This is a genomic window from Haloactinopolyspora sp., from assembly GCF_027324685.1.
Lineage (GTDB): Bacteria > Actinomycetota > Actinomycetes > Jiangellales > Jiangellaceae > Haloactinopolyspora.
Window position 1 is genome coordinate 1 of sequence record NZ_DAHVSH010000192.1, and the last position, 9,833, is coordinate 9,833.

The window sequence follows — 9,833 nt, forward strand, 5'->3', positions numbered from 1 at the left end:
CGGAAGATCTCCGGGGTCGGCTTGACCGACGACAGGATCAAGAACGCGAAGATCGCGATGTTGAATCCCACGAAGCCCCACACCAGGACCCGTCCGAAAGCACGCCCCGGGTCAGCGGTGATGCGGGCGCCCAGGCGCTCAGTACTCAAGGGACTCCCTTCGCAGTACCCGCCGCAGAATCACGATCAGCACCGCGAACAGGGCGAGCATGAGTACCGCCGACGCCGAGGCATAGCCGAACAGATACGACGGGCTGCGCCCGCCGAACGACTCGCCGTAGACGAACAACGCGGAGTTCCACACCGCCGGCGGCGGCAGGTCGTTGGTCGTTCCGCCGAAGGCGTAGATGAACTCGAAGATCTTCAGTGAGCTGATGGTCCAGAAGATCGCGGCGACCGAGATCACGTCCCAGGACAACGGCAGCGTGACGTGGCGCAGCCGCTGGACGGCGTTGGCGCCGGCGAGCAGTGCCTCGTCGTAGAAGTACGGCGGGATGCGATCGACCCCGGCCATGATGATCGTGACGTAGAGCCCGGTCGACAGCCACACGGTCCCGATCAGGATCATCGTGAACAGATTGTCGGCGTTGAGCCAGGCGATCGGCTCGGCGCCGAACAGGCGGTCGAGGATGGTGTTGACGACGCCGTTGTGCTGGAACAAGAACCCCCAGATGATCGACAGCACGATCGCCGAGACCACGTGGGGGAAGAACAACACCGAGCGGACGAACGATCGCCACCGCATCTCGCGGACGATCATGGTCAGCACGAAGCTGATGACGAAGATGGCCACGCCCGCGACGACGAGGATGAGCAGTGTGTTGATCAGTGCGGTGCGAAACGTCGGGTCGTCGAGCAGCGCGGTGTAGTTGCCGAGGCCGTTCCACTGCATCTCGGTCACGCCGTCCCAGCGGTGGAAGCTGATCCACACCGCCGCCACGGTGGGCCCGATGACGAACACCAGGTAGAGCAGGACGGCCGGGACGAGGAACGGGACGTAGAGCCGTCGGCGCGAGCGCTCGAAGGCCGACACCGTCGCCTGAGCCATCAGCGCTGCTGTGCCCAGTAGTCCTGCTGAGCGGTGGTGATCTCGGCGATGAACTCCTCAGCCGTGATCTCCCCGGTCATCAACCGCAGGTTCAGCGGCTGGAAGACCTTCTTGTCGAAGTCGGAGAAGTCGCCGAGAACGCCATCGGTGATCATGCTCAGCTCCTGGCTCTGCACCAGGGCGTTGACGTCGGCGAGCTGGTCGGGAACGTCGATGTCGGCGCGGGGAGTGAGGTTGTTGGCCGTGCTGGAGATCTGGCCCAGCCGGTCGGCGTTCATGAAGTAGGCGATGAACTCCGACGCCGCCTCGGCTTGGTCGGCCGGCTTCGGAACGGCGAAGCCGATGACGCTGGCCGGCAACGACTCGTCACCGCCGAAGGACGGGAAGTTGAACGAGCGGTACTCGAACTCCGGTGCGGCGAACTCACCGGTCTCGGTGGGCGCCCAGCTGCCCATGTAGAGGAAGTCGGCCTCGCCTTGCGCCCACTTCGTCTGGATCGCCGGGAACTTGCTGCTGTCGTACCCCGGGATGAAGTAGTCGTTCGCCGCGAGCTCGGCAATCGCGGTGAGCGCTTCGCGGGTCTCCGGACTGTCCCAGCCGGCTGCGTCTTCGTCGGCGACGAGGTCGTGGAAACCTCCGGCGCCGAGCGTGCGAACCAGGGCGGTGGCCGTCCAATACTCCGCGTACCCGGCGATGTCGCCGTCCAGGGCGAGCGGGTTGCGCCCGGCAGCCTTCGACTCGGCCAGCACGGCTGCGAAGTCGTCCCACGTCGTCGGCGGGTTCTGGGCCACCGCCGGCATGGCGGCGGCGTCGTACCAGATGGAGTAGCCGATGACCTCGTACGGAACGAGGAAGTGCGCGCCGTCGTCGGTGGTGGTGAACATGTCGTACTTGTCGGTCAGTGCGTCCCCGACGGTCAGCTCTTCACCGGGGATCTGCTGGTCGAGGACGTCGGTGAGATCGATGAACTGATCGTTGCCGACGATGGCGTTGCTGATGGTGAAGTACTGCTGGTCGACGAGATCGGGAACGTCGTCGGTCCGCAGGGCGGCCAGCAGCTTGGTGATGTTGTCGCGTCCCTGCCACTCGACGTTGACGGTGATGCCGGTGTCCTGCTCGAAGGTGTCGATCGCCTGGGCGAGGACCTTCGCCTGCGGCTCGCTTTCCTGCCACATCGACCAGTACGTGAACTCCTCGCCGGATTCGCCGCCGGTCTCGTCGGAGCCACAGCTCGCCGTCGCCAACCCGAGCGTGAGCACGGCCACGAGCGCGGTCACTCTGCGGTGGGGGAGCCTGATGCGCACCTGCATGGGAACTCCTTCGGCTGTCCTGACTAGTGGGACGCTGGACCGTGACGAGAATCGGTGAGAACGCTAGAGAGCGAAATACGTGCTGTCAACGGGTGGTCGCGCCCAGTCATGTACCGTTCACAACGCTGAGATGCAGTAGATTCCCTGTGTTCATCCGAAATGGTGGACCATTGTCCTACAGAATGGGACGCTACGACGTGATCGAGGTTGAATCCGTGGATCACCAGCAACGTCAGCTCGACGGCCATACCGTCCTGGTCACTGGCGGCACCGGAGCGGCGATCGGTTCGGGTGTGTGCACCGCTGTGCACGAGGCCGGGGCACGCCTCGTCGTCAATGGGCTGAGCCAGAACGAAGTCCAGGCGACCGTGAGCCGATATCCGGGCTCGGTCGGGGTGGTGGCTGACGTCTCCAAGCCGGACGAGGTCGAGCGCATGTTCGCCGAGGCGGACCGGCTCGCCGGTCCGCTGACCGGACTGGTCAACAACGCCGGCGTCGGGCTCGTCCGACCGATGACCGAGGTCACCGAAGTGCAGTTCGACCACGTGGTCGGGATCGACTATCGCGGAGTGTGGCTGACCAGCCGGGCGTTCGCCCGCGACGTGGTGGCGCGCGGCGGTACCGGAGCCATCGTGAACGTGTCGTCGGTGCACGCGGCCCAGGCCGTGGGCCCCTACGGCGTCTACGCCAGTGCCAAGGCGGCAGTAGAGGGCTTGACCCGCGGCTTCGCCGTCGACCTCGGCCCGTCCGGGGTGCGGTGCAATGCGATCGCGCCTGGATACGTGCCCACTGATCCCACCTTGCGCCGGCCCGGGATGCGGGTGCCCGACGCCGAGTGGCTCGCCTTGCACACCGGCAGCGAACAGGCGCTGCCCCGGGTGATCGAACCGATCGACTGTGGCTGGGCGGTGGCTTTTCTCCTGTCCGATCACAGCCGGTGCATCACCGGGCAGGTCCTCACCGTCGACGCCGGGCTCACCGCGCGCCTGTACAACGCCGACACCAGTGAACGCCTGGCCGCACGGCGAGGCACGGCTCACGGCGAGGCGAGCTCGTGACCGCCGCGACGACGATCTCGCGGATCCGGGCGACCGAGGTGATCGTGCCCGCCAACCCCGGGGCGATCGACTCACCCTCGGTGCATCGGCCGCTGCACAACAAGCCATGGAAGGGCGCGTCGAGCTGGTCGGTGCAGTTCGACGCCATGCCCAAGGTCATCCTCGAGCTCGAACTCGACGACGGCACCGTGGGGCTGGGGGAGCTGTACCGGGCCCACGACTGGGACACCATCGACGCTCTGGCCGAAACGCTCGTGGGCCTCGATGTGCGGGCGATGAGCCTGCAGGAGCTCCCCATCCCCAGGGTGCACGAGTTCGACGGGTTCGAGATGGCGGTGTGGGACGCCTTCGCCCGAACGGCGGGGCTGCGCGTCGTCGACCTGTTGGGTGGGCCGGTGCGCGAGCGGATCGCGGTGAGCGCATGGTCCAGCCACCGCACGGTGGACGAGATCGGCGACGTCGTGCGGCCGTTCGCGACCGCCGGCTTCACGTCGGTGAAGCTCAAATGCTCGCTCGCCGACGACGTGGTGGCGTGGTGCGAGGCGATCGCTGCCGCAGCGCCGGGGCTGTCGGTGGTGCTCGATCCCAACGGCCGGTTCGAGCGATTCGCCGACGCGCGCGCCATCGGCCTGGCCTTGGCCGAGATCGGCAACGTCGCCTGCCTGGAAGATCCGTTGCCGCACTGGATGGTCGACGATTGGGCCCGGTTGCGTGCGGCGGTCCCGGTCCCGCTCGCCCGCCACCTGTCGCTCGCCTATCCCCAGTTCGCCGACCGGGGCAGCGAGGCCGTCGCCGTGGTGCGCCGGGGCAGCGCCGACATGTTCAACCTGACGGCCGGCTTGAGCGACTTCCAGCGCCTGGATCACCTGGCCGACCTGTTCGCCATGCCTACATGGCACGGCTCACAGGTGGACTTCGGCATCGCTGAGGCGGCCTATTTGCATTCGTGTGCCGCGGCGCGCTCGTGCACGCAGCCCGGCGACATCTTCGGGCGGCTGATCCGGTCGCACGACCTCCTCGCTGAACCGCTGCGGATCGAGCCGCCGTACGCGTTCCTTCCGTCCGGCCCGGGCCTGGGCGTCGTCCTCGACGACGAAGCCCGGCGCGAGTTCCGCACCGTCGACAAGGAGTACCGCCCCTGATGACGTACTGGGAGCAGCTGAGATCGCCTCAGGTCGCGGCAGTCGACACGGCGCTGCCGGTCGTGCTTCCGCTCGGCGCGGTCGAGCAGCACGGCCCGCACCTGCCGCTGGCGACCGACCGCATCATCGTCGATCACTTCTGCCGTGAGATCGACCGGCACCTGGGCGCCGACGTCCTCATCCTGCCCACGGTCTCGGTGGGTTACTCCAAGCACCATGACGACTTCGCCGGCACGCTCTCGCTGACCCACGAGACGTTGCTGCACCAGATCGTCGAGACCGCTGAGTCAGCACTGGCCTCGGGGCCGACCAACCTGCTGCTACTGAACGCACACGGCGGCAACGAAGCCATCGCCCAGGTGGCGCTCGAACGGCTCGGGCATGCCTGGCCGCAGTGCCGCATCGTCCGCACGAGCTGGTGGCAGGTCGCCACCGACGCCCTGCTCGACCTCAGCTCGACCGGGCCGGGCGGGGTGGGGCATGGGTGTGAGCTCGAGACTTCCCTCCTGCTGGCCATCGACGCCGCGCTGGTCGACACCGCGGCCATCCCGACGCGGGAGAACGCCAACGTGTTCACGTGGGACACCGCGGACATGCTCCGCGCAGCGCCGGCGACCATGTATCGACGCTTCGCCGAGGTATCGTCGACCGGCGTGTTCGGCGAGCCGGGAGCCGCCTCGGCGGAGAAGGGCCGCGCGATCAGCGACGCGGTCACCTCGCGTCTGGTCGAGTTGGTGCGCTCCTTGCGACAACGGTGAGGTGCATCGGTAATGAACGACGTGCTGACGCGGATCAGCGGCATCTGCCCGGTCCTGGAGGTTCCGTTCACTCCGGCCGGTGACGTGGACGAGGACGGTTTCCGGCGCGTGGTCGACCACGTGATCCGCACCGGCGTGAGCGCGGTGATGTTCCCCGGGTTCGCCTCGGAGTTCCACAAGCTCGACGACGCCGAGCGGGAGCAGCTGACGTCGTTGCTGCTGGACGCGACGGCACCGACCGACGTCGCGGCGATCGTCTCCGTTCCCGATCACGCCACCACCGTCGCGCTGCGGCGAGCGCGACAGGCCGTTGCCCAAGGTGCCGATGCGGTGAATCTCCTGCCGCCGTACTTCCTGTCGCCGCCTCCGCACCAGGTGCTGCACCACGTGGAGGCTGTTCTCGACGCCGTTCCCGAGACGCCGGCGATCCTGCAGTACGCGCCGGGCCAGACCGGCACCGCGCTGACCGCCGAGACGATCCACGCCCTGGCTCGCCGCCACGACAACCTGCGCTTCGTGAAGGTCGAGGCGGTGCCGCCGGGCCCGGTGATCAGTGCGATCAGCGCCGGCGGGTCGAACGTCGCATGCCTGGTCGGTTACGCAGGTGTGCAGATGCCCGATGCGCTGCGCCGTGGCGCCGTGGGCGTGCAGCCCGGCTGCTCGTTCACCGAGATCTACCTTGACATCTGGAACCGCTGGCACGCGGGACGCATCGACGAAGCGACCGAGCTCCACCGGCGGCTGTTGCCCTACCTGGCTTATTGGATGCAGGACGTGGAGCTGATCGTGCAGGCCGAGAAGACGATCTCGATGCGCCGCGGCCTGATCGACGACGACCACTGCCGGTCTCCTCGGCGTCCGCTCGACGCCGAGGAGACCGCGATGGTGCAGCGATTCCTCGATGAATTCCGCGACCACTTCAGGTGAGCGGCCAGATCAGTCGAGCAGTTCGCCTGCCCACTCGGCGTACGCGCCGTGCTCGCGTGGGTAGTCGACGAGACCCTCGCGGTAACACCACACGATGTTGTTCGCCTCGCCTTCGAGACCGCCGCCGCGATTCATGCTCTGGCTCTCGGGACGGTAGGTCTCGCCCGGCAGGTCGCGCCCAGTCGGCATCCGGATGCCGAAGCGTTCGCGGGTCTCGTCCTCCACCGCTCGGGCCAGATCCTCGCCCAGGTCGAGCGAGTCGAGCAGGCGCTGCTCCACGTAATCGGTGAGCAACTCATGGGCTGCGGCGTCGCGTCCGGCCCGCAGCTGCCCGAGTGCCCGTTGCTGAATCCGGCGCTGTTCGCGCAGCAGCGTGCGTTCGAAGGCCTCGATGTCGGCGGTCACGGGGAACAAGAACGCCTCGGGATTCTCACACGTGTGGTACATCAGCCGCTTGAACGTCCGGGTGGCGTAGCGGGTGGCCTCCAGCGGCGCGTAGTCGGCGGCGACATGGGTCGACGCGGCCCCGCTGGTGAGGTAGCGATGCTGCTTGAACTCCGGCGGGACGTCGTCGGCGCCGATGTAGATCGGGACGTACGGCGTCGTCACTGCGCCGGTGACGGCGGTCCAGAGCACCCGGAGCTCGTCGTGTTCCACGTCGCGCAGCTGAGCCACCTGACCGTAGCCGGACCGGTCGTGCGACCACCTGGGGTCGCGCACGTAGGCCAGCATGTCCTCCAGGGACACTGGTGCCAGTTCCTCGGCCAGTTCGCTCTCGAGTTCGGCCTGGACGTTGTTGCCCCACGGGTGGGTCGCCGTCACCTGGCGTTCGTTCGGCTGCCAGCCGGCGTAGATCTCCTGCGGGTCGAACGTGTCGCTGGTGCTGGGGTCGAACCAGCCTTGCTCGACAGCGAAGTCGACGAAGTTGTCCGAAGCCAGGTACTCGTCGGGGTGGTTCTCGAAGTCCACCGGGAAGGGATTGAGGTAGCCCGGGTAGGACACTCGCGCCTCGTCGGGCCCGAGCCGCTCGGCTGCCCACAGTCCCTGGTTGCCGCCGTAATTGATGAAGACCCAGCCTTCGTTCTCGTCGGCGAACAGGTGCGAGTTGCCGCCATAGCTGGAGTAGCCGTGCTCGTCGATCAATTCGCCGACGATCTCGACGGCTTCGCGCGCGGTCGTGGCGCGCTCCATCGCGATTCTGGCCAGGTCACTGTAGTTGGGGCCGGTCTGCGTCGGCTCGGTGAATTCGAGCAGCCGCTCGCTCGTGGGCGACCAGATGTCGCGCGCGGCCACCCCGTGCTCGTTCAACCCGCCGTTGGTCAGCGGCGCCGGGAATCCGGCGAACTCGGAGTAGTTCGATGTGATGTACCGGCTCGTCTGCCGCGCCTGGGGGATCTCGATGAGCTCACCGGGCATCTGGGCATCGTCGGTGATGCCGACCGTCGTCGTCGCGCCCTCGGGGAACTGCTGCGCCGGCACGATCTCCAGCCAGTGACTCGACGGTTCGTGGCCGAATCCACCGAGCAGGACCGAGCCGTCCTCGGTGAGGTTACGCCCCACGTAAAAGCCGATGCTCTTGGTCGGGAAGTCCGCCTGCAGCGCCGCTCGCAGGTCGCGCCGTTCGGTCTCGGGCTCGGCGTCGTCCCCGACTCCGGCCGCCCCCGCGGCCAGGGGGAGCGCGAGCACGCTCGCGGTCGCACCGGCGACGATATGTCGCCAGGTGCCTCGTGCACGTACGTCACCCATCACATGCCTCCTGCTCATTCCGTGGCGTATGCCGCCAACCGGAAAGCCTAACTTAGGTCAAATGTCCACGCGGGTCCCGGTCTCGCTTGCCGCCGTCCATGCAGTACAACGGCGCAGGTTGGGGCGCAATTCACGACCAGGGGTTGACGCTGAGGTGAGCCAGCTGTCACGATAAGTCGTGCCGGACGAAGTATGCCCGGATTCATCCCACTCGTTCCGATGGCGAACATTCCGGCCTTTCTGCTCACTTCGAGCGCACCGGTCGTTGTCTGTCTTCGACACCCTCATTCCGGCGCCGAGTCTCGAACCGCATGCGCGCGGCTGCCTATTCGGCGGTCATGACGTCTGTCCCCGGAGGTGTTCATGGCGGCCGAGAGCGTTCCTCTGGTGAATGTCGTCACAGCCAACGTCGCGATCGTTCTGGTCATTGCCGCGGCCATGGTTCACGTGGGGCGAAGATTGTCTCAACCGCCGGTGGTCGCAGAAATCGCCGCCGGCCTCATGCTCGGTCCCAGTCTGTTGGGGTTGTTGCCCGGCGACATTCCCGAACGGATTTTCCCGCACAGTGCACGGCCCATGCTCGCCACGGTGGCCGAGATCGGCGTGCTCCTGTTCATGTTCCTCATCGGCTGGGAATTGGACCTCGCTCGGCTGAACGGCCGGAAAAAGATCCTCCTGCCCATCGCCGGGTTGTCCATGGTGATTCCGTTCCTCATGGGTAGCGGCGCGGCGATCCTCCTGTTCGACGGGTTCCGCCAGGACGACACCAGCGTCGAGGTTTTCGTGTTCTATCTGGCGACCGCGTTCTCGATCACCGCTTTTCCGGTCCTGGCCAGGGTCATCAGGGACACCCGGTTGTCCAAGACCGCCGTGGGTGCCACGGCGCTGGCGTGCGCCGCGATCGGCGACGTGGTCGCGTGGTGTGTCCTGGTGTTGCTGCTGGCGATCGCGGACGCCAGCAGCATGGGCCGGTTCTTCCTGGTGGTCGCTGCCACAGTGGCCTTCGCGCTGGTCGTGGCCCTCGTCGTGCGGCCGCTGCTGCGTTTCGCCGTTCGGCGGGCGGCCGACCGCGACCAGGCGGGGGCCCTGATGGTGCTCGTCGCGGCGGGGGTCTTCCTGTGTGCGTACGCAACCTCGTGGATCGGTGTGCACGCGATCTTCGGCGCCTTCGCTTTCGGTCTGGCCATGCCGCGCGACGGCGGACCCACGCTGTTCCAGCGGGTCGGGGTGCCGCTGGAAAACGTCGCGATGTTGCTGCTGCCGGTGTTCTTCATCGTCACCGGGTTGTCCGTGGACGTCGGATCGCTGGGTTGGTCCGGTGTGTTCATGGTGTTGCTGGTGATCACCGTGGCCGTCGTGGGCAAATTCACTGGTGCGGCGATTCCTGCCCGCATCTCGGGCATGACGTGGCGCAGCTCCTGTGCTCTCGGGGTGTTGATGAACACGCGTGGGCTCACCGAGTTGGTCATTCTCAACGTCGGGATCCAGCGCGGCATCATCAACGGCGAAATGTTCACCATGATGGTCATCATGGCGTTGGTCACCACCGCGATGGCTGGCCCGTTGTTGCGGCTTCTCCGCGTTGTTCCGCGTCTTGACGAAACTGTGCTCGTGCACGATCAGCGCGCGTAGCCGACTGGGGGTCGAAGCCAGCTCACCGAAAGGGAATGTCATGCACAGTACCTTGATCGTGGCTCGAATGCAGCAGGAATCCCAGTACGACGTGGCGAAGATATTCGAGGAGTTCGACCGAACCGAGATGCCGCACTTGATGGGAACCAGCCGGCGGCAGCTGTTCACGTTTCACGGCCTCTACTTCCATTTGCAGGATTTGGATTCCGACCG

Annotated in this window: 9 protein-coding genes; 6 read left to right on the forward strand and 3 right to left on the reverse strand. The window is 66.7% G+C overall.

The window, feature by feature from the left end:
- Nucleotides 1-138 precede the first annotated feature (138 nt).
- Both M6444_RS20865 and M6444_RS20870 read right to left on the reverse strand, forming a co-directional pair.
- On the reverse strand, nucleotides 139-1,047 hold the full coding sequence (locus M6444_RS20865; protein WP_298331860.1) for a sugar ABC transporter permease: 909 nt from the start codon (nucleotides 1,045-1,047) through the stop codon (nucleotides 139-141).
- A complete protein-coding gene (locus M6444_RS20870) occupies nucleotides 1,047-2,357 on the reverse strand; it encodes an extracellular solute-binding protein (RefSeq protein WP_298331862.1) in 1,311 nt (436 codons plus the stop codon). Before M6444_RS20870 ends, M6444_RS20865 begins: the two co-directional genes overlap by 1 nt.
- A gap of 182 nt (nucleotides 2,358-2,539) precedes the next feature.
- Between M6444_RS20870 and M6444_RS20875 the strand changes: the two genes are divergently transcribed.
- From M6444_RS20875 to M6444_RS20890, 4 genes are read left to right on the forward strand one after another with little or no spacing between them, the layout of a single operon-like run.
- Nucleotides 2,540-3,415, forward strand: a complete 876-nt coding sequence (locus M6444_RS20875; protein WP_298331865.1) for an SDR family oxidoreductase — start codon at nucleotides 2,540-2,542, stop codon at nucleotides 3,413-3,415.
- A complete protein-coding gene (locus M6444_RS20880; RefSeq protein WP_298331868.1) occupies nucleotides 3,412-4,557 on the forward strand; it encodes a mandelate racemase/muconate lactonizing enzyme family protein in 1,146 nt (381 codons plus the stop codon). The genes M6444_RS20875 and M6444_RS20880 overlap by 4 nt, the downstream gene beginning before the upstream one ends.
- A complete protein-coding gene (locus tag M6444_RS20885) occupies nucleotides 4,557-5,315 on the forward strand; it encodes a creatininase family protein (RefSeq protein WP_298331871.1) in 759 nt (252 codons plus the stop codon). Before M6444_RS20880 ends, M6444_RS20885 begins: the two co-directional genes overlap by 1 nt.
- 12 nt (nucleotides 5,316-5,327) lie before the next feature.
- Nucleotides 5,328-6,242 carry a dihydrodipicolinate synthase family protein gene (locus M6444_RS20890; RefSeq protein ID WP_298331873.1) on the forward strand — a complete coding sequence of 305 codons (915 nt, stop codon included), beginning with the start codon at nucleotides 5,328-5,330 and terminating at the stop codon, nucleotides 6,240-6,242.
- Nucleotides 6,243-6,251: 9 nt separating this feature from the next.
- Here M6444_RS20890 and M6444_RS20895 read toward each other — a convergent pair whose 3' ends face one another.
- Entirely contained in the window at nucleotides 6,252-7,988 is a 1,737-nt protein-coding gene (locus M6444_RS20895) for a C69 family dipeptidase (RefSeq protein ID WP_298331876.1), read from the reverse strand.
- A gap of 363 nt (nucleotides 7,989-8,351) precedes the next feature.
- Here M6444_RS20895 and M6444_RS20900 point away from each other — a divergent pair, with 363 nt between their 5' ends.
- Together M6444_RS20900 and M6444_RS23075 are read left to right on the forward strand one after the other, a co-directional pair.
- Entirely contained in the window at nucleotides 8,352-9,620 is a 1,269-nt protein-coding gene (locus M6444_RS20900; protein WP_298331879.1) for a cation:proton antiporter, read from the forward strand.
- A 40-nt stretch (nucleotides 9,621-9,660) separates the two neighbouring features.
- Nucleotides 9,661-9,833: TcmI family type II polyketide cyclase (locus M6444_RS23075; RefSeq protein WP_363326454.1), on the forward strand; the 173-nt coding region annotated here is incomplete at its 3' end.